This is a genomic window from Halolamina rubra, from assembly GCF_000739555.1.
In the GTDB taxonomy this organism is placed as follows: Archaea; Halobacteriota; Halobacteria; order Halobacteriales; family Haloferacaceae; genus Halolamina; species Halolamina rubra.
Window position 1 is genome coordinate 24,915 of the sequence record NZ_BBJN01000035.1, and the last position, 16,804, is coordinate 41,718.

General features: G+C 71.0%; 20 protein-coding genes, 1 tRNA gene and 1 pseudogene. 6 read left to right on the forward strand and 16 right to left on the reverse strand.

The window, feature by feature from the left end; genetic code table 11:
• Window positions 1-36 precede the first annotated feature (36 nt).
• Complete coding sequence (locus ACP95_RS09885) at window positions 37-1,398, reverse strand: hypothetical protein (protein ID WP_049981051.1); 1,362 nt, start codon at window positions 1,396-1,398, stop codon at window positions 37-39.
• An 87-nt stretch (window positions 1,399-1,485) separates the two neighbouring features.
• The gene (locus tag ACP95_RS09890) at window positions 1,486-1,719 is read right to left on the reverse strand and encodes a DUF2249 domain-containing protein (protein WP_049981052.1); all 234 of its coding nucleotides are present in this window, start codon (window positions 1,717-1,719) and stop codon (window positions 1,486-1,488) included.
• A 342-nt stretch (window positions 1,720-2,061) separates the two neighbouring features.
• On the opposite strand from ACP95_RS09890, the gene ACP95_RS09895 reads away from it, so the two are divergent.
• The 3 genes from ACP95_RS09895 (at window position 2,062) to ACP95_RS09905 (ending at window position 3,090) form a co-directional block, all read left to right on the forward strand.
• Window positions 2,062-2,436 carry a winged helix-turn-helix domain-containing protein gene (locus ACP95_RS09895; protein ID WP_049981129.1) on the forward strand — a complete coding sequence of 125 codons (375 nt, stop codon included), beginning with the start codon at window positions 2,062-2,064 and terminating at the stop codon, window positions 2,434-2,436.
• Complete coding sequence (locus tag ACP95_RS09900; protein WP_049981053.1) at window positions 2,433-2,699, forward strand: DUF7521 family protein; 267 nt, start codon at window positions 2,433-2,435, stop codon at window positions 2,697-2,699. The genes ACP95_RS09895 and ACP95_RS09900 overlap by 4 nt, the downstream gene beginning before the upstream one ends.
• Window positions 2,700-2,895: 196 nt before the next feature.
• Window positions 2,896-3,090, forward strand: a complete 195-nt coding sequence (locus ACP95_RS09905; RefSeq protein ID WP_049981054.1) for a hypothetical protein — start codon at window positions 2,896-2,898, stop codon at window positions 3,088-3,090.
• A gap of 44 nt (window positions 3,091-3,134) precedes the next feature.
• Here the strand turns inward: ACP95_RS09905 and ACP95_RS09910 are convergent, their stop codons facing one another.
• From ACP95_RS09910 to ACP95_RS09940, 7 genes and pseudogenes are all read right to left on the reverse strand, one after another.
• Complete coding sequence (locus tag ACP95_RS09910; protein ID WP_154018516.1) at window positions 3,135-4,076, reverse strand: ABC transporter permease; 942 nt, start codon at window positions 4,074-4,076, stop codon at window positions 3,135-3,137.
• Complete coding sequence (locus ACP95_RS09915; RefSeq protein WP_049981055.1) at window positions 4,073-4,834, reverse strand: ABC transporter ATP-binding protein; 762 nt, start codon at window positions 4,832-4,834, stop codon at window positions 4,073-4,075. Before ACP95_RS09915 ends, ACP95_RS09910 begins: the two co-directional genes overlap by 4 nt.
• Complete coding sequence (nosD, locus tag ACP95_RS09920; RefSeq protein WP_049981056.1) at window positions 4,812-6,203, reverse strand: nitrous oxide reductase family maturation protein NosD; 1,392 nt, start codon at window positions 6,201-6,203, stop codon at window positions 4,812-4,814. Before nosD ends, ACP95_RS09915 begins: the two co-directional genes overlap by 23 nt.
• Complete coding sequence (locus ACP95_RS09925) at window positions 6,203-6,922, reverse strand: hypothetical protein (RefSeq protein WP_049981057.1); 720 nt, start codon at window positions 6,920-6,922, stop codon at window positions 6,203-6,205. The genes nosD and ACP95_RS09925 overlap by 1 nt, the downstream gene beginning before the upstream one ends.
• Before the next feature lie 4 nt (window positions 6,923-6,926).
• Window positions 6,927-8,932: pseudogene (nosZ, locus tag ACP95_RS09930) on the reverse strand (TAT-dependent nitrous-oxide reductase).
• Window position 8,933: 1 nt separating this feature from the next.
• On the reverse strand, window positions 8,934-9,422 hold the full coding sequence (locus tag ACP95_RS09935; protein WP_049981058.1) for a plastocyanin/azurin family copper-binding protein: 489 nt from the start codon (window positions 9,420-9,422) through the stop codon (window positions 8,934-8,936).
• A 227-nt stretch (window positions 9,423-9,649) separates the two neighbouring features.
• Window positions 9,650-10,315: a helix-turn-helix domain-containing protein gene (locus tag ACP95_RS09940; protein WP_049981059.1), complete on the reverse strand. Its 666-nt coding sequence runs from the start codon at window positions 10,313-10,315 to the stop codon at window positions 9,650-9,652.
• A gap of 128 nt (window positions 10,316-10,443) precedes the next feature.
• On the opposite strand from ACP95_RS09940, the gene ACP95_RS09945 reads away from it, so the two are divergent.
• Window positions 10,444-10,659 (forward strand): DUF2249 domain-containing protein, encoded by a 216-nt coding sequence (locus ACP95_RS09945; protein WP_049981060.1) that lies wholly within the window; start codon window positions 10,444-10,446, stop codon window positions 10,657-10,659.
• A gap of 3 nt (window positions 10,660-10,662) precedes the next feature.
• Here ACP95_RS09945 and ACP95_RS09950 read toward each other — a convergent pair whose 3' ends face one another.
• Complete coding sequence (locus ACP95_RS09950; protein ID WP_049981061.1) at window positions 10,663-10,935, reverse strand: DUF2249 domain-containing protein; 273 nt, start codon at window positions 10,933-10,935, stop codon at window positions 10,663-10,665.
• 99 nt (window positions 10,936-11,034) lie between these two features.
• Here ACP95_RS09950 and ACP95_RS09955 point away from each other — a divergent pair, with 99 nt between their 5' ends.
• Complete coding sequence (locus tag ACP95_RS09955; RefSeq protein WP_049981062.1) at window positions 11,035-11,469, forward strand: universal stress protein; 435 nt, start codon at window positions 11,035-11,037, stop codon at window positions 11,467-11,469.
• 4 nt (window positions 11,470-11,473) lie between these two features.
• On the opposite strand, the gene ACP95_RS09960 is transcribed toward ACP95_RS09955, so the two are convergent.
• The 5 genes from ACP95_RS09960 to ACP95_RS09975 form a co-directional block, all read right to left on the reverse strand.
• Window positions 11,474-13,600, reverse strand: coding sequence for a type B DNA-directed DNA polymerase (locus tag ACP95_RS09960; RefSeq protein ID WP_049981063.1), 2,127 nt, complete (start codon window positions 13,598-13,600; stop codon window positions 11,474-11,476).
• Entirely contained in the window at window positions 13,597-13,848 is a 252-nt protein-coding gene (locus ACP95_RS09965; protein WP_049981064.1) for a hypothetical protein, read from the reverse strand. The genes ACP95_RS09960 and ACP95_RS09965 overlap by 4 nt, the downstream gene beginning before the upstream one ends.
• A complete protein-coding gene (locus tag ACP95_RS09970) occupies window positions 13,835-14,527 on the reverse strand; it encodes a hypothetical protein (protein WP_049981065.1) in 693 nt (230 codons plus the stop codon). Before ACP95_RS09970 ends, ACP95_RS09965 begins: the two co-directional genes overlap by 14 nt.
• 255 nt (window positions 14,528-14,782) lie before the next feature.
• Window positions 14,783-14,958: transfer RNA gene (locus tag ACP95_RS15770), tRNA-Trp, on the reverse strand.
• A 48-nt stretch (window positions 14,959-15,006) separates the two neighbouring features.
• The gene (locus ACP95_RS09975) at window positions 15,007-15,231 is read right to left on the reverse strand and encodes a DUF5795 family protein (protein ID WP_049981066.1); all 225 of its coding nucleotides are present in this window, start codon (window positions 15,229-15,231) and stop codon (window positions 15,007-15,009) included.
• 113 nt (window positions 15,232-15,344) lie between these two features.
• Here ACP95_RS09975 and ACP95_RS09980 point away from each other — a divergent pair, with 113 nt between their 5' ends.
• Entirely contained in the window at window positions 15,345-15,524 is a 180-nt protein-coding gene (locus ACP95_RS09980; protein ID WP_049981067.1) for a DUF5786 family protein, read from the forward strand.
• Window positions 15,525-15,585: 61 nt separating this feature from the next.
• On the opposite strand, the gene ACP95_RS09985 is transcribed toward ACP95_RS09980, so the two are convergent.
• Window positions 15,586-16,776 carry an NAD(P)/FAD-dependent oxidoreductase gene (locus ACP95_RS09985; RefSeq protein ID WP_049981068.1) on the reverse strand — a complete coding sequence of 397 codons (1,191 nt, stop codon included), beginning with the start codon at window positions 16,774-16,776 and terminating at the stop codon, window positions 15,586-15,588.
• Window positions 16,777-16,804 lie beyond the last annotated feature (28 nt).

Here is a 16,804-nt window from a genome sequence, read left to right on the forward strand (position 1 = left end):
GGCGCCGGCCTGAGGGTTCGCCCGAAGACGTTCGGGTCAGTCGCCCTCGATCGATCCGGCTACGTCGCGGGGCTCGACGCCGACCCAGCCGCCGAACACCACCGTCGCGAGCGACGCCGGCGCGTGCTCGCGGACGACGCCCGCGACGTTAGCGACGAACAGCAGGCTCCCGAGGAGGACGGCGACGCCGCCGACGAGCGAGAGCGTCGACGGGAGATCGACCAGGTCGCCCGCAACGAGCAGCGCGCTGCCGACGAGGAGGCTCCAGAAGTCCGCCACGGCGACGCGGCCGTCGTAGAGGTCGTCGACCATCGGCACCGGCTCGTACCCCAGTCGGTCGCTGTAGCGGTGGACCCAGACGACGAACGGGACGACGTGGTACACCGTCCCGAGGACGACGAAGCCGACGACGCCGAGCAGCAGCAGGTGGGCAGTTCCGGGGGCGCCCAGCAGGCGCGTCCGCGCGAGCGGATCCGCGAGCCACGCGGGCAGCGCGAGCGCGGCCCACAGCGCCGTCGCCGCCGCGACGACCGCGTACCGCGAGAGCATCGGTGTGCGCTCGACCTTCGTCTCCCAGAGCCGCCGCGCGAGCACGACCGAGAACGCGAGCAGTGCCAGCGCGACGAGCGCGCCGCCGACGCTGGCCAGCGCCGCCGCGTCGACGAGTCGCCCGCCGGCCAGCAGCAGCACGCCGGCCGGGTAGCCGACCTCCTCGATTCGGCGCAGGGGGCCGTCGATCCCGTGGAGCTCGGTCTGGGTGAACATCGTCGCCAGCTGGTAGAGCGCGCCGAGAACCGTCGTGAGCACCGCGCCGAACACGGCGAGGGTGACGTGGGCGCCCACGACGCCCGTTCGGGTCACGGGCCCCCCGGCAAGCAGCGGGCGAGTGAAGTCGAGCGCAAGCAGCAGGCCGAGCAGCGGCGCCAGCACGAAGAAGCCGAGCGCGAGCGCGAAGTGGCGCTCGGTGGTGTCGAACGGCCGCGCCGTGGCCAGCGTCCGGCCGACGTTGTAGACGAACAGCCAGAACCCCAGCAGCATCGCCGCGCCGAACACCGGCAGGAGCGCGAGCCGCGTCAGGAGCAGGCCGGCCGCGAACCCGAGCAGCCCGCCGGCGAGCAGCGGGAGCTGGAGCGCGGCGAGTCGCGTCGAGTGGAGGTCGACGCCCGACCAGACCGGGACGAACTGGGTCATCGCGCCGGCGATCGTGAGACAGATCCAGCCCACGAGCAGCAGGTGGACGTGGGCGAGCGAGAGCAGCCCCAGCCGGAGGTCGGCGACGGCGGCGACCGCGGCCACCACCCCCAGCGGGAGGAAGGCGCTCGCGACGAGGAAGTGCCGGAGCGGCACCGTCATCGGCGGCTGGCGGTCGGGGTCCACGTCGCCCGGGATCGCGCTCATGGCTCGGAAAAGGGGCTCCAGCCGCCTCCCGGTGGCTCCGAACACGTTCGGGTCGGGCGGCTGGACGGAGCGGCGGGTTCCGGCGCGCTACTGCTTCGGGAAGTGCGCCACGTACTCGTCGTCGTCGCGCCGTTCGACCGCGTAGCCGTCGGCGTCGAACGCCTCGACCTCGGCCTGCATCTCGTAGAACAGCGGTTTGGGCTCGTGGTCGTTGACGATCACCAGCTCCTCGCCGCTGTCGAGCGCGTCGAAGGCGTCGTGGATCTTCGGGTGGCGGTCCGACGGCGGCACGTCGCGAACGTCGAGAGTCGTATCGGACATCGGTCCCACTCGGGCGCGCCCACACCAGAGGGTTGCTCCGAACGTGTTCGCCTCGGGCTCCGGGTGAGGTTGCCCGAACATGTTCGGCAGCACCGACTGGTGTCCCAGGGGAGTACGCTGAGACATCGATGCCATGGGCCAACCACACGATCTCTCTCCACGACCGACGCCGACCCGCGGCGACGATCGACGCCGCGGGGCGCCCGAACGGACCGAGGCGGCCGCCGGGGCCGCGCCGGTAGCCGCCGATGGCGTCCGTACCGCCGCGCCGATCGCCCGACAGCCCCGAGACAGATGACTGGCTACGCACACGACACACCCCGACTCGCCGAGGAACGAACGATGCCGAGTGACCCCCTCGCCGCCGAGGCGCCGACGCTGCAGACCGTGTTCGACGCGCTGGAGGACCCGGACTGCCGGGCGATCCTCGAGCAGCTCGACCGACCGATGGCCGCCAAGGAGCTGTGTGAGGCCTGCGAGATCCCGCAGTCGACGACGTACCGGAAGCTGGACATGCTCAGCGACGCCTCGCTGGTCGATGAGCGAACCGAGATCCGGGAGGACGGCCGTCACACCACCCGCTACGTCGCCGACTTCGAGGAGATCAACGTCTCGCTGACGGAGGAGGGGACGCTCGACCTGTCGATCGACCGCACCGAGTCGACGCCCGAACAGCGGCTCACGAAGCTCTGGTCGGAGGTGCGCACGGAAACATGAACGTCGCCGTCGTCGCGCTCAAGACGCTCACGCTGCTGCTCGGCGGCTCGATCACGTTCTACGCCTACCGAGCGTACCGACGGAACGGCTCGCCCGCGCTGCGCGCGCTCGCGGTCGGCTTCGGCGCCGTCACGCTGGGCGCGCTGGTCGCGGGCATCGTCGACCAGCTCCTGCCGGTGAACTCCGACCTCGCGCTCGTCGTCGAGAGCGCGTTCACGACGCTCGGGTTCGCAGTGATCCTCTACTCGCTACACGTCGAGTAGCTCGGGCGGATCCGCTACTCACTACACGTCGAGTAGCTCGGGCGGATTCGCTACTCGCCACACGAGAAGTAACGGACACGGAGCGCCGGTTTTCGAGTTCGTGCGAGTGAACGCCTCCCGGCAAGAAACCTATCGGTGAAATTACGATAGAATAGATACATTTACCATCGCACACGAACGACTCCAACCAATAGCCATGCAGGAGCCCGCGACCGAATGCTCGAACTGCGAGGACGACGCGCGGACGGCCCGAGCGCACGCGCTCAGGATCTCGAGACGCGACGAGACGCGGACCAATCTGCAGCTCTCCCTCTGTGACTGCTGTCTCACGAGCCTGCTGGAGCTCGACTGGGTGACCCGGACGGAGGCGGCCACGGGCGAGGAATCCTGACCCCGGCCACCGCTCGTTCACGACATTCCCGTCCTAGCGCGAGCTCACACGCTCCGTCGCGCCACCAGTCGATTCGCCAGCCACGCGCCGCCGACGCTCCAGGCCGCCAGCGCCGCGACGAGCACCGGCGTCGTCACGCCGGAGCCGACCAGCACGTCGGCCATCCCGCCGGTGACCGTCGGCACCGACTGCAGCGCGAGCACGCGGAACGCGGTCGCGGGGTTCGCGAGCACGAACACCGCGAGCCAGTCCGGCCCCACTACGTCGGCGGCGATCAGCCCGACGGAGACGAGGTCGTGGACGAGCGCGACCCAGACCCACACCAGCAGCGCGCCGCCCAGCGCGTGGGTCTTCTCGGCGGCGAGCGTCGACAGCAGCACCGAGAGCGCGAGGAACGCGGCGCCGCCGAGCACCGCGGCGCCGACGAGCCCGAGGTACGCCGGCGTGAGCCGCCCCTGACCCGCGAGCCAGAGCCCGCCGACGCCGAAGCCGGCGACGACGCCGCCCGAGAACACCGCGAGCCGGCCGAGGTAGCTACCGAGCACGACGCGACCCCGCGGCACCGGCAGCGCGAACAGCACGCCCAGCCAGCCCGACTCGTCGCTGCCGACGACGGCGTCGTAGCCGAACAGCAGCGCGACCAGCGGGAGCAGCAGCGCCGACAGCTCGACCAGGCTCACCACCACCGCGTCGGCGCGGACGACGCCGCCCTGCCCTCCCAGGGCGACGACGAGCACCGACAGCGACGCGAACAGCGCCGTCAGCGCGAACGCCCAGCGGTTCCGGACCGCGAGCGAGAACTCCAGGCGCGCGATCGTGGCGATCTGGCCGAGCGCCGAGCTGTCGGCGGCGAGGCCCAGCACTCCGAGGCCGGTCTCCTCGGCGACGCCGCCGTCGGTCTTGCCGGACGGCGGCGACTGTCGGCCGTCGTCGGTCTTGCCGGACGGCGGCGATTGTCGGCCGTCGTCGGGTCCCGCGTCGCTCATCGCTCCACCTCCAGGGTCTCGCCGCGACTTCCGCCGGCGTCGGCGACGAGCGCGCCGAACCCGGCCTCGAGCTCGCCGTCGCCCCGTTCCTGCAGGGCGTCGACGGCGCCGTCGAACAGCAGTTCGCCGTCGTGGAGCACCGCCACGTCCTCACAGAGCGCCTCGACCTCCGCGAGCACGTGGGTCGTGATCACGACCGTGAGGTCGGACTCCTCGCGCAGGCGGTCGAGGATGCGGTGGAACTCCGCGACGCCCAGCGGGTCGAGCCCCGCGGTGGGTTCGTCCAACAGCAGCAGGCGCGGGCGGTCGAGCAGCGCCGACGCGAGCGCGAGCCGGCGGTTCATCCCGTTGGAGTAGCCGCCGACGCGGCGGTCCGCAGCCTCGCCGAGCCCGACGGTCCCCAGCGCGGCGGCGACCCTGTCAGGGCGCTCCGCCTTCGGGACCCCCCGGAGTCGGGCGTGGTAGCCCAGCACCTCCCGGCCCGTGAGCGCGTCGGGGAACCCGGCGTGTTCGGGGACGTACCCCACCACCTCGCGGAGCTCGTGGCCGGCCTGCGTCACGTCCCGGCCGCCGACGGTCACCTGCCCCGCGTCGGGGGTGAGGTGGCCGACGAGCAGCTTGAACAGCGTGGACTTGCCGGCGCCGTTGGTGCCGAGCAGGCCGTACGTGGTGCCCGCCTCGATCGACAGGCTCACGCCGTCGAGCGCGAGCACGTCGCCGTACCGTTTCGTCAGGTCAGTCGTCGCTATCGCGTGCATAGTGGTCCCTCCAGTCGTGTGGCGAGCGTTCGAGCGGGTGGTAGTCGACGACGCCCGGCGCGTCGACGATCGGCAGCGTGCGTTCGGCCCGTCGCAGCGCGCTGAACGCCGGGCTGTTCGTGAACACCGCGGCGGTCGGGTGCTCCCGGACCAGCTTCTCGACCAGGCCGGCGGGGCGGTAGCGGAGCTCGCTCACGCCGTCGTCGTCCAGATCCGCGGCGCCGCCGCCGCTCCAGTAGTTGCCGCGGCCGGAGCCGTTCCAGACGTGGGTGTCGCTGGTGACCGCCTGGACGTGCCGCGCGTTGCCGACGAAGCTGTTGCCGACGACGCGCTCGCCGTGGGTGCCGGCGGTCAGGTGGAAGCCGATCCGGTTGCCGAGCACGAGGTTGCCGACGATCTCGTTGTCGGCGGAGTTGAGCGAGTAGATCCCGCGCTTGTTGCCGACGAACGCGTTGCCGCGGACCGTCGAGTAGTCGATGCGCTTGAGCAGGATCCCGTGGCCGCTGGTGCCGGTGTTGTTCGCGGCGGTGTTGTTCACGACCGCGATCTCCTCCGAGAGCATCAGCGCGTACCCCACGTCGTTGTCGACGGCGGTGTTGTTCGCCAGCCGCGAGCTGTCGGAGTACATGTAGTGGACCCCGTAGCGCAGGTCCCAGAGGGTGTTCCCGCGGGCGGTCACGTCCGAGGCCCAGGAGTAGTAGATCCCGTCCCGGGCGTCGGTGATCCGGTTCTCCGCGACCAGCGTCCCCGCGGTCTTCCAGAGCTGGATCCCGTTGCCGCGGTACGAGCGCGGCGTCACGTCCTCCCGGCCGACGATCGTGTTGTTCCGCAGCACCGCGTCGTCGACGCCGTCGACCCAGACGCCGAACGTGATCTCGGTCAGCCGGCTGTCGGCGACGGTGACGTTCGGCGCGTCGACCCAGACGCCGGCGTCGTTGGTCGACGTGTCCATCCCCGAGTTCCGGATCCACACGTCCCGCACCGTCACGTTCGCGGCCTCGACCGTCAGCACGTCGCCCTCCTGCCCGCCGTCGATCACGGCCCGCGCGTCGGGCGCCGTCGCGATCGTCACCCCCGTGGTGTTGACGACGACGCGCTCGTCGAACCGGCCGCGGAGCAGCACCGTCTCGCCCGGCTCGGCGGCGTCGACGGCGGCCTGGACGGAGTCGAACGACTCGTCGCCGACGGTGGCGACGCCGGACTCGGTCACGGGGTCGAACGCGAAGCCGTCGGGGCGCTCGGCGTCCGCGTCGGCCGCGGGCACCGGCGCCGCCCCCGCCGCGGCGGGGGCGAACGTCACCCCCGCGAGCGCGGCGGCCACGACGACCACGAGCGCGACGAACCCGCGTTCGAGTCCGGCGTCGGTCATCAGCGGTTCACCCCCCTAAGTCCCGACCGCTCCCGCAGGCGGTCGGGGAGCCCCCGGAGGAGCCGGGGCACGTCGGCAAGCGTCGCCGTGGAGTCACGGGCCAGCCACGCGACCACCAGCAGGCCGATGGCGGCCACCGTCAGGTAGGCGCCGACGCCGAACCGGGAGTAGCTGGTGATGTTCGCGACCGCGTACTTCCCCCACAGCGGCGGGGTGAACGGGTCGACGCCCATCACCGGCGCGTCCGGGTCGAGCGTGTGGCCCGCCTGGTACAGCCGGTACTGGATGTCCGCGAGCAGGATCGAGAACACGAGCACCGAGCCGACGAGCTGTGCCGTGAGCCCGCGCCGGAGCTTCCGCGCCGTCGGCGCGACCGCCACGAACAGGCTCGTCGCCGCCACGCCGACGAACGCCAGCGGCCCGAACGACCACTCGGGCACGTCGATCGCGTCGGGGTGGGGCTCGTAGTTCGGCGGCCAGAACACCGGGTCCGGGTAGTAGAACCCGACGTAGTGGTTCAGACGGGCGATCTCGACGTAGTCGCCGCTGATCCGCGGGTAGGCGTACAGCCCGAGCGTCAGCGTCTCGCTGGGGTACTGGACCGCGTCCATCCGGATGTGCCACATCGGGAAGAGGAGGGCGACCACGAGCAGCGCCGCCGCTACGAGCGGCAGCAGCCGCCTGATCTCGCCGAACTGGCTCCGTTGCGGGCGTTCCATGGTCCTAGTCGGCCGGCTCCACGATCAGTCGCGAGCGCATCTCGAGGTGGAGTGCGCTGCAGAAGTACGTGCAGTACACCCAGTACACCCCGGGCTCGTCGGCGGTGAACGTCACCGACCGCGTGTCCTGGGGCGCCAGCGCGAGGTTCACGTCGTGCTCGGGGATCGCGAGCCCGTGGACGATGTCCTGGGTCCCCTCGATGTTGGTGACCGTCAGGTCGACCTCGTCGCCCTCCTGGACGGTGATCTCGCGCAGGCCGTACTCGCTGCGCTTGACGGAGGCGTACACCTCGACGGTGGAGTCGTCGACGCGCTCGATCCGGGAGTCCTCCTCGCCGACGAACTCCTCGTCGTAGTCCTCGGGATCCCACGTCGTCGCCGGCTCGATCTTGTCCTTGTGGGCGAAGATCGCGTCGTGTGGCTCGGGGTACACCGGGTGGTCGGCGACGAGCTCCATCCCGCCGGTCTCGTCGTCCTTGTCGTTCCCGATGTAGATCAGCTGGTCGTTGTCGGGGTAGATCGGCCCGACCGGGAGGAAGCGGTCCTTCGAGAGCTTGTTGAGCGCGACCAGCCAGTCGCCGGTCGGCTCCGTCGACATCGCCTGGACCGCCTGGATGTGGCCGGGGTTGTAGTGGACGTCGATCTTGCCGAGGATCGGCTCCTCGGAGCCCTTCTCAGCGTCGACAGCCTGCTCGATGTCCCACTTCACGACCTGGGAGTCGATGAACAGCGAGGTGTACGCGTGCCCGCGGCCGTCGTACGTCGTGTGCAGCGGCCCGAGGCCGACTTTCGGCTGGCCGACGATCGTGTCCGCGGGGTCGTCGGCGGTCGCCAGCTTCTCGATGTCGATGATCGACACCGTCGGCGACAGCTTCCCGGCGACCATCCCGTAGTTGCCGTCCGGCGTCACCTCGACGCAGTGGGCGACTTCGGCGTCGGGATGTAGCGCACGATCGGGTCGTCGCCCTCGTTGTGCGGGCTCTCCTTCGTCCCGTCGACGACGGGGACGCCGTTGACCTCCTCGTACTCGCCGGCGTCGACGAGCTCCTGGATCGCGGGCACGTCGAACGCCTTCACGTCGTCCCGGTCGTCCCGGGTCATCGTCTCGATCTCGACGCCCTCCTCGTCGTTGTACGCCGAGGCGAGCACCCAGCGGCCGTCCTTGTCGGAGTCGACGATGTCGAGCTGGCCGTCGACCTCGACCTGCCACAGCACGTCCATGCTCTCGGGGTCGATCGCCGAGAACACCGAGACGTACTCCTCGGGGCTGTTCACGTCCCGGCCGTCGTTCGGCATCGGCGTCCGGAACTCGCTGTTGGCGAACACGTACTCGGTGTCCGGGCTCTGGATACAGCAGCCGTGGACCGACTGAACGTTCGGCACGTCCACGATCGCGTCGGTCTCGAAGTAGGTGAGATTCACCCGCGCGACCCGGCCGTTCGCCTTGTCGTTGACGAAGATGTACTCGCCGTCGTACTTCCCGTCGGTCTCCGAGAGGCTCGGGTGGTGGGAGTCGCCCCACGTGTAGTCGCCGGCCTCCTCCAGCATCTCGCTGGAGCGGTCGTCGAAGCCGTACCCCTTCGCGCCCTCGCGGTTGAACACCGGGATCCGGGTGAGCTGGCGCATCGACGGGATGCCGTACACACGGATGTCGCCCGCGTGGCCGCCCGACCAGAACCCGTAGTACTCGTCGTGCTCGCCCGGCGGCACCTTGTGCGAGGGCACGTCGTCGCCGCCGTTCGCCTGGGTGTCCGTGCTGTTCCCCAGCCCGCCCGTGCCCGCACAGCCCGCGAGGCCGCCGACGGCGCCGACGGCCGCGCCCGCCTTCATCACGTCCCGGCGGGTGACGCCGTCGCCCAGCGAGGGGAGCGTCGACTCCGCCTCCGGCGCGTCGGGCCCCTCGACGTCCGCGAGCAGTTCGTTCAGCTGTGCCTCGTGCTCCGCGAACAGCTCGTCGGCGTCTTTCCGCTCGGTACTCGCTTCCTCGTCAGTAGTGTCGTTGGTACTCATCTCAGACCACCCGGACAGTGCCGACCATCCCGTTCATCTCGTGGGGGATGCAGTAGTACTCGTACTCGCCGGTCGTCTCGAACGTGTGTTCGTACGTGCCGCCCTCGGTGACGTTCCCCTCGTCCGGGTAGGCGTCGACGGCCGCCTGCTGGCTGTCGAAGCCGCCCGAGGCGAAGTACTCGGCGTCCTCGGGGATCTCGTCCTCGTACGCCGTCACCGAGTGGCCGATCGAGCCGACGTTCTCCCAGGTGACCGTCGTCCCGGCCTCCACCTCGATCTGCTTGGGAGCGAACGCCAGTTCGTCGTTCATGTCGACGGTGTCGGTCTGTTCGAACGAGTCGCCGCTGCCGCCGCCGGATTCGGTCGGCGTCGCCGTCTCTGTCGGGGACTCCGTCGACGCCCCGCCCCCGCCACAGCCGGCGAGCCCGATCCCGATACCCGTCGACGCCAGCGCGACCGCGAACCGTCGTCGCGAAATGTCGTCAGTCATGCTCCTACGGGCCGGCGTTGGGAGGTGCAGTACTAGAACCGTCCAGCGGATTCCCACGGGAGTAGAACTCACGAACGCGTTCGGGCGGGGGTTTATCCGTGTGAGCGGGACGAACGCGGCGTCGATTCTGTCGGCGTCGTGGTCGTCGAAAAGAACGGCGAACCCGGGCTCGATCCGGCTCGAACCCGGCGGCGGTCGGCTCGCGCGCGGTCGGCCGGAGACGCCCCCTACCGCTCGACGACGGCCCGCGGCTCCGCCTCCTCGAGCGCCGCGGCGGCGAACTGCTTCATCACGCGCTCCTCCGCGCGGTGGAGCGTCTCGCTCGCCGTCGACTTCGCGAGCCCGACGGCGTCGGCGAGTTCGGTCAGCGAGCACTCCCGGGGCGTGTCGTAGTAGCCGCGCTCGATCGCCGCGCGGACGATGGCGCGCTGGCGGTCGGTCAGCAGCTCCTCCGAGCCGCCGACCTCCTGCTGGAGGTAGTCGACGGTGTAGGCGATCCCCAGCGCCGAGAGCTGGTCGCCCAGCTCGGAGATGGCGTCCTGAGAAGCGGTCAGCGTCCACGTCGCGTTCCCGTCGCGGATCTCGAACGGCATCTCCAGCGGCAGCCCGGAGTCCCGCGCGGCCAGCAGCAGCAGCGGGAGGTGGGTCCGGAACTGCACGAGACACTCGTCGTCGCCGCACTGGAGCACCTCGACGTCGTCGACGGAGTCGTGGGCGCGGACGTCCGCGAGCACCCGTCGGGGGTCGGCGGCGGCGATCTCCGCCAACCCCACCCCGGCGTCGGTCTCGGTCATCGCCGCCAGGATCCGGATCGTCGCGTCGTCGTGGGCCCGGGAGATCTCGCCGGGCCAGGTCCGCTCGGGGATCGTGAGCGTGAGTTTCGCTTCGGGCATGGCTCTACATCCGCGTTGCGCACGGATACCCCAGTCGATGTTCCCGAACATGTTCGGCGTTTCGGTCCGGTCGCGTGGCGACCATGTTCGGCACAACCCCCACCCCCGACGCTCGCGTAGGCGAATTCATGCCCGAAAGGACCCTCGACGTGCGCGAGGTCGACGGCGAGCCGTTCGGTCGCATCGTCGACGAGCTGGAGGCGCTGGAGGAGCCGGAGACGCTCGTGTTGATCAACAGCTTCGAGCCCGAACCGCTGTACGCCGTCCTCGACCAGCGCGGGTTCGACCACGAGACCGAACGGGTCGCCGCCGAGAAGTGGCGCGTCGAGATCCGCCACGCCTGAGCCTCAGGCCTCCCAGATCGCGGTGACGACGGCGTCGTCGCCCTCGACCGTCTCGTAGGCGTACCCCCTGTCCGCCAGCCGCGGGTAGAGATGCTGCGGAGCGCGATCGTTCGTCTGGACGAGCACTGTCTCGGCGTCGAGTTCCGCGAGCCGTTCGAGCGTCTGCCGGAGCGGCTCGGGCGGCGGAAGCTCCCGCACGTCCAGGTGATCGAGCGGGCGGTCGGCGGGCGCCTCGTCGAACCGGTCGTTGATAGTTCGGCGGGGGTCGGACGACATACTCTCTCCTACGGCCGGGTCCGGGGGGAGCGTTCTGCCGAACTGGTTCGGGGCGACCCCGCCCGTGCGTTTATCTCGCTTCAGTACGCGTCAGCGGGTATGTACGGGAGGATCCTCGTGCCGGTCGACGGGAGCGACCACAGCGAACGCGCCGCCGAGCACGCGCTCGACCTCGCCGACCGGTTCGGCGCGACCGTCGACGCGCTGTTCGTCGTCGAGGAGGCGGGCCCCAGCGGCCACTGGGACTTCGAGGTCGAGACGCAGGAGGCCGCCGGCGAGCGCGCGCTCGACGCGGTGGCCGCGATGGCCGACGAGCGCGGCGTCAGCCTGAACCGCCACCTCCGCCGTGGGCGGCCCGCCGGGGAGATCGTCGACGCCGCCGCCGACTACGGCGTCGACCTGATCGTGATGGGGACCCAGGGCCGGACCGGCTTCTCGCGCATCGCCACCGCCGGGAGCACGACGGAGCGCGTGGTTCGGCTGACCGCGATCCCGACGCTGGTCGTCGGCGGCGCGGGCGCCGACGCGGCGTGACCGGTCAGTCGGGCGACGCCTCCGTGACGAACGCCGAGAGCGAGCCGTCGACTCGGTCGGCCAGCCGTGTCTCGATCCCCTCGCGGCGGACCCCCGCCGGCGCCAGCACCGAGGCCGCGGCGCGGCAGAGCCGGTCCCGGTAGTAGTCGGCGTCGTACGTCGTCGGTTCCTCGGACAGGAGTTCGACCCGCGCCCGACCGTCCTTCCCGTCGTCGACGACGACGTACTCGACGTTCTGGCCGGGCTGTTTCTCCAGGCCGCGGTCGGCCGCCCGCTCCAGCGCGGCGACGTTCGTCGTCGACTGGGTGTACTCCGCGAGGCGCTTGGAGACGCGGTTGGTGATCGCCAGCCGCGCCGGATCCACGTCGCCGGCCCGCAGGCGCTCGACGAACGTGCGGAGGCGCTCACAGACCGCGTCCGGCGAGCGCGTCCGGCCGAACTCACGGATCAGCGCCAGCTGGGCGTCGACGACGAACGGCGGCGTCGAGCGCTGTCGGGCCTCGATCCCGCGGCGCTTGTAGCTCGCCGTCTCGTCGACGGGCTCGCCCGCGCGCTTCCCGAAGTAGCGCGTGAGCGCGCCGGCGTCGTCGTTCCGGCGCGGGCAGAACGCGATCCAGTCGTAGGCGGCCTCGTACTCCAGCCTGATCCCGGCGTCGTCGGTGACCTCGGCGGCGACGGTCTCGAGGTCGGTCTGCTCGCGGTCGGGCATCGGCGTCACCCACAGCGAGTCGACGATGCCGTGGACGACGCGCCAGCCGTGGCGCTCGAGCGTCGCCTTCGCGTCGAGGAGGATCTCCCGGGCGAACGCGTTGATCGCCTCGTGGCACTCGATCCGGCCGAACTTCGCGTTCGAGAACCCCTGGTAGCCGAAACAGGAGACGAGGATCCACTTGATCGCCGACGCCGCGCCTTCGAGCGCCTCGGTGTCGCCCTCGCCGGCGCTGAGCTGGCGCTTGAACTCGTCGCGGTCGTCGATCAGGGGCTGGAGCACGTCGGGGAGGTAGCCAGGCTCGGGGCAGATGCCGTACCCCAGCCCGGGCACGTCCTCGCGGTCGGGGTGGCAGTCACAGCAGACGGTCTCGGGCGAGACGTTCCGCGTGCACATGATGTTCGGGTAGAGGCTGGAGAAGTCGAGCTCGTGGACGTCCTCGTGGACGCCCACGTCCGGCGAGAACGTGAACCCGCCGCGGTCGGCCGCCGCGAGCGTGCTGGCGCGCTTGAACCGCTCGGCCCGCCAGGAGCGCCAGGGGACGAGCACGTCGCGGGCCAGCGCCTCGCGGATCTGGATCGCGGTGAGCACGTTGCCGATCGACGCCCACGCCGCCTCCTGCAGCGGCTTGTGGGAGCGTTCGACCAGGTCCAGGATCCCCTCGATGGAGGTCTCCTGCAGGAAGAAGGAGTTGGCGGCGTCGACGATCGCGCGACCGGGGACGGCGTACCGCGCCGGCGAGTGGCCGACCCGCCCGTAGCTCTCGTAGCTGCTCGCGGCCGCGAGCTGGCTGTACCCCGGCTCGCGACCCAGCCGGAGCGGGCCGTCGACGGCGTCGAACAGCGCCGGGACGAGCCGGGCCGAAGAGAGCGTCAGCACGGCCGGCTCCGTCTCCTCGATCAGCGCCTCGACGCCGCGGGCGATCGCCGCCGGCTCGCCGTCGAACCGGCGCGTCCCGTCCGCCGGCGTCGTCGCCGTCACGGACGCGAGCCCGTCGTCGCCGATCGGCGGCGCCTCGAGGCGCAGCACGCGCGGCGATCGGTTCGGCGTCGGATCGACGCCGGTCTCGACGCAGTAGCGGAACTGCCGCGAGAGGTCGACGTTGAAACAGCGGTACTCCCCGGGGCGGCCGGCGCTCGTGATCGTCGACGCCAGCCGCGTGACCGCGTCGGGCGTCGTCACCTCGACGGCCAGCATCGGCGTCGGCTCGTGGCGCCAGCCGGGGCGGTGGCGCTCCCGCTCGACCGCCGTCACCGCCGGATGCGGGCGGACCGCCTCGGCGATCTCCGCGAGCGAGCCGTCGCCGGTCGCGCGGACGTAGAACCGCGGGCGGTAGGTGACCGCCTCGCGCTCGACGCCCGACTCGGTCAGCGTCCACTCGACGGCCGTCTCGGGTTCGGGGAAGTCGACGCAGTAGGTCACGAATCCCCCTCCAGCTCGGCTTCGAGCGCGGCGATCCGGCGCTCCTGGGCGAGCACGATCGAGACGAGCGCGAGGTCGAGCGTGCGCTCGGTGTTCTGGTAGCCGGACGCGTCGGCGTAGGTGGCGGCGTGCTCCCAGAGCCGGTCGAAGTGGGCCTGATCGCGGTGCCGGAGCCCCCGCCGGTAGTCGCCCCAGCGCTCCTCCAGCCGGCGCAGGCTGTCGCGGTGGGTGGGGTTAGACCGTCCCACGGGCGAACACCTCCCCGGAGATCGTGGCGGTGTCGTGGAGCGGCTGCCGGGCTTCGAGCACGCGCTGCCAGAAGGCGATCGTCGTCTGAACCCAGCCGTCGCCGAGCTCGTACCCCAGCGTCTCGAACCCGTCGCCGACGAACCGCGGGCCCATCGCCGTGTCCCGGACCGTGAGCGTCGACGCCGCCGCGGCGGCGACCGGCTCGCTGAACTCGTCTTCCCGGGAGCGGGTGCAGAGCACCGGGATCCCGTGCTCGCGGGCGACGGCGGCGACCCGCGCCAGCGCGCGGACGAGCATCGTCCGGCCGTCGTTGCCCTGGAGATCGTCGCCGCGGTACTGGGCGTCGATCTCGGGCAGGGCGACCACGGCGGTCCGGTCGTCGACGTGGGTCGCGAGGTCGTCCAGCAGCGCCGCGTGCTGGTACGGCGTGAACCCGCGGGCGACGTCGACGCGCTCGAGCACGCGCCGGTCGGGCGCGACCTCGGCGAGCGTGTCGGTGCTGCAGTACCGGCCGGTGCCGACCCAGACCCCGCGCCCGCCGGCGAGCAGGAGGTGGTCGACCAGCAGCGTCTGCAGCGGGAGCCGCGGGTCGCCGTCGGCCTCGAGCAGGGTGATGCCCGCCTCCAGCGACGGGAGTTCGGGGATCGTGAGCGACTGGGCGTCGGTGGTGGGAGCCATACCTCACTGTTCCGGCAGCAGCGTCATGAGTGTCGGCCGGCCGGTTCCGAACGGTTCCGGACGGGACGTGATCGACGGCGGGGAGCGGGGTTCGAGAGTTCCGAACGGTGTTCCGGTCGGTGGCGGAGGTTCGGTGTGGGAGCTGTGAGAGTAGTTGGTGTTTGACTACAAACGCTCGCGGTGGTCGCTCGCCGGTTCAACTCCCTCGACGATCACTGGATATCCGGCGCTCACGGTGTTCGCGACAGCGAAAAATGGGGACGGAGGGATTTGAACCCCCGATCGACTGATATCTCCGGTGCGCCTCGGTCCTCCAGAGGGTCGTCGTCGCCGGCGATGATCAGTCGCCGACTCGGTATATCAGTCTGGAGTTCGTCACCGGGCGCGTGGCCTCTGGAGTCAGTCGCCATCCCGGGCTTGGCCACGTCCCCTTGCACTCGTCGCTACATCCGTTCGGTGTAAAGGGATTTCGATCCGGTTCAGTCCCGGTCGATCTCGGCCCAGTCACACTCCTGGCACTTGTAGGCGGTCACGAACTCAGTGACGCTGGGCATGTAGCCGACGCTGATCACGTCGCCGCCACACTCCGGGCAGTCACGGTCGGCGTCCTCGATGGGTTCGGCCTCCAGGATCGACTCACCCTCGACCTGTTCGGCCAGCGATTCGGCTGTCACCATCCGGCCCTGCACGACGCGGTTGCTCATGTCCCGTCCCTCGTTCCGAGAGCCGTAATTCCTGTCGGTCCGCGCCGCGAGAACCTCCCTCACGGGACCGACAGGTCCACAGGGTTTTTGGGCTCGACCACATCCCCCCGAACATGGGATTTGGATCGTACGACGAGTCCGAGCAGGAGAACCAGAACCAGGACACCGACGAGCAGGCCGAGGGCGTCGACGTCGACGGGGGCGAAGAGGGCGACCTCTCCTTCGAGTCCACCGAGTCCACCGACGAACTGGTCGGCAAGCTCGACGAGATGCGCGACGACGACGACGAGTAGCGCCGTGACCGCCGCCGGCGCCGCCCACCTTTCTCGACCGCGCGATCCCGCCAGCCGCGGCTCAGAGCTGTTCGAGTAGCCGCGCGAAGCTCCCCGTGTCGTCCGCTTCCTTCCGCAGCACGTCCAGCGCGCGCCGGAACGAGCCGTGCTCCGCGAGGTAGGTGATCCCGACGGCCGACTTGAGCGCGTTCGCCGGCGCGCCGGTCAGCACCGTCGGCCCGATCTGGGCCACCGCGTCGTCGCCGACCGAGATCAGCCAGCCGGGGCTCTCCCAGCGCCACTGCGCCACGTCGACGAACCCGCCGTCGGCCGTCGCCGCGGCGACGACGTTCCGCGCGACCGTCTCCGAGGCTCGCACGGCCGCGGAGGCGCTCGCGGGCACGGGCTCGCCGTCGGCGTCGACGATCCGTACCGCGTCGCCCAGCGCGAACGTCCGAGCGTCGAGCCGGAGGTCACCGCGCACTTCCGGGCGATCGCCGCCCATCGCCTCGTTGCCGCGGATCCCGCCGGTCCAGACGAACTGGTCGTACTCGATCGGCCCGCCCTCCGTCGTGATCTCCGCCTCGTCGGCTGCTGTCACGGTCGTCCCCGGGCGCACGTCGACGCCCTGCGCCTCCAGTCGCTCGTGGGCGGCGTCCTGGAAGCGCTCGGGGAAGCCGGGCGCGACGGTGTCGAGCTGTTCGAGCAGCACGATCTCGACGTCGTCGGCGACCTCGCGCTCGCGGGCCATCGTCGCCAGCTCGCCCGCGACCTGCACGCCGGAGAGCCCGGCGCCGCCGACGACGACGGTGCCCGTCGTCTCGCTGGCCGTCGTCGGGTCCTCGTGGCCCTGCTGGTCGATCACCGCCTCGAACCCGCGGCGGATCTCGGCGGCGTGCTCCAGTCGCTTCAGCGGCGTCGCGTGCGCTTCGAGGCCGGGGATGTCGTAGAACTCCGTCTCCGCCCCCAGCGCGACGACGCAGTAGTCGTAGTCGAGCTCGTCGCCGTCGGCGAGCGAGACGGTGCGGGTGGCTCGGTCCACGTCGGTCACCCGGGCCTCCCGGAGCGACGCGCGGTCGAGGATCTCACCGAGGGGTACGTCGATGTCGTCGACGTACTCGGGGTCACGGATCGCCCGGTGGAGCTCGTGCTGGACCAGGTGGGTCCCGGTTTCGTCGACGAGCGTGAGCGTCGCCGACTCCGGGAGCCGCCGCTCCAGCTTCCGCGTCACGAGGAGCCCTGCGTAGCCGCCGCCGAGGACGAGAACGTCCATACAGCCTATGGGGCGCCTGTGGACAAAA

Bases quoted from the DNA above. Each gene is read 5' to 3' on its own strand.
- ACP95_RS09890 (WP_049981052.1), bottom strand. From the start codon at position 1,719: ATGTCCGATACGACTCTCGACGTTCGCGACGTGCCGCCGTCGGACCGC.
- ACP95_RS09900 (WP_049981053.1), top strand. From the start codon at position 2,433: ATGAACGTCGCCGTCGTCGCGCTCAAGACGCTCACGCTGCTGCTCGGC.
- ACP95_RS09985 (WP_049981068.1), bottom strand. From the start codon at position 16,776: ATGGACGTTCTCGTCCTCGGCGGCGGCTACGCAGGGCTCCTCGTGACG.
- ACP95_RS09935 (WP_049981058.1), bottom strand. From the start codon at position 9,422: ATGACTGACGACATTTCGCGACGACGGTTCGCGGTCGCGCTGGCGTCG.
- nosD (WP_049981056.1), bottom strand. From the start codon at position 6,203: ATGACCGACGCCGGACTCGAACGCGGGTTCGTCGCGCTCGTGGTCGTC.
- ACP95_RS09925 (WP_049981057.1), bottom strand. From the start codon at position 6,922: ATGGAACGCCCGCAACGGAGCCAGTTCGGCGAGATCAGGCGGCTGCTG.
- ACP95_RS09905 (WP_049981054.1), top strand. From the start codon at position 2,896: ATGCAGGAGCCCGCGACCGAATGCTCGAACTGCGAGGACGACGCGCGG.
- ACP95_RS09885 (WP_049981051.1), bottom strand. From the start codon at position 1,398: ATGAGCGCGATCCCGGGCGACGTGGACCCCGACCGCCAGCCGCCGATG.
- ACP95_RS09950 (WP_049981061.1), bottom strand. From the start codon at position 10,935: ATGTCGTCCGACCCCCGCCGAACTATCAACGACCGGTTCGACGAGGCG.
- ACP95_RS09940 (WP_049981059.1), bottom strand. From the start codon at position 10,315: ATGCCCGAAGCGAAACTCACGCTCACGATCCCCGAGCGGACCTGGCCC.
- ACP95_RS09945 (WP_049981060.1), top strand. From the start codon at position 10,444: ATGCCCGAAAGGACCCTCGACGTGCGCGAGGTCGACGGCGAGCCGTTC.
- ACP95_RS09980 (WP_049981067.1), top strand. From the start codon at position 15,345: ATGGGATTTGGATCGTACGACGAGTCCGAGCAGGAGAACCAGAACCAG.
- ACP95_RS09975 (WP_049981066.1), bottom strand. From the start codon at position 15,231: ATGAGCAACCGCGTCGTGCAGGGCCGGATGGTGACAGCCGAATCGCTG.
- ACP95_RS09970 (WP_049981065.1), bottom strand. From the start codon at position 14,527: ATGGCTCCCACCACCGACGCCCAGTCGCTCACGATCCCCGAACTCCCG.
- ACP95_RS09910 (WP_154018516.1), bottom strand. From the start codon at position 4,076: ATGAGCGACGCGGGACCCGACGACGGCCGACAATCGCCGCCGTCCGGC.
- ACP95_RS09955 (WP_049981062.1), top strand. From the start codon at position 11,035: ATGTACGGGAGGATCCTCGTGCCGGTCGACGGGAGCGACCACAGCGAA.
- ACP95_RS09915 (WP_049981055.1), bottom strand. From the start codon at position 4,834: ATGCACGCGATAGCGACGACTGACCTGACGAAACGGTACGGCGACGTG.
- ACP95_RS09895 (WP_049981129.1), top strand. From the start codon at position 2,062: ATGCCGAGTGACCCCCTCGCCGCCGAGGCGCCGACGCTGCAGACCGTG.